General features: G+C 61.8%; 1 protein-coding gene. It reads left to right on the plus strand.

What is annotated here, in order from left to right:
* Nucleotides 1-101 precede the first annotated feature (101 nt).
* Nucleotides 102-503 carry a DUF1566 domain-containing protein gene (locus AC07OO_RS25605; protein ID WP_495085001.1) on the plus strand — a complete coding sequence of 134 codons (402 nt, stop codon included), beginning with the start codon at nucleotides 102-104 and terminating at the stop codon, nucleotides 501-503.
* Nucleotides 504-547: the final 44 nt, after the last annotated feature.

Genomic DNA, 547 nt, shown 5'->3' on the forward strand with positions numbered 1-547 from the left:
GCCTTCCTCGCAATCCCCAGCCGCTACGACAACCGCCTGCACTACCGCGACGGCCGCGTCACATTCCTCACCCCTTCCCAACCCACTTGAAAGCCCTGGCCATGAACACCACAGCCACACCCATTGCATCCATTTCCATCACCGCCCTGCCCGCCATCGGCGCAGATCTCGACGGCGGTACCTTCTTCGGCGTCATCACTGGCAAAGACCAGATCCACTACGCCGCCACGCTGCTGCCCGCCAAGAGCCCTCAGCGCCTCACCTGGAAGAAGGCCAAGGCCTGGGCCGCAGAACACGGCGGCGAGCTGCCCACCCGCCCCGTGGCCGCCATGCTGTTCGCCAACTTGCAGGACAAGCTGGAGCCTACCTGGCACTGGACCAGCGACGAATGGGACGCTTCCTACGCCTGGCTTTGCTACTTCAGCTACGGCATCCAGGGCATCGACCACAAGAGCTACGAAGGCTCGGTTGTTGCCGTCCGCTTGATTCCCCTCACCGCTTAATCCTTCAGTCCTTTTTTTACCTTTTTCACAGGAGCCCATGACCA

It is taken from the genome of Rhodoferax sp. GW821-FHT07G04 (genome assembly GCF_059418585.1).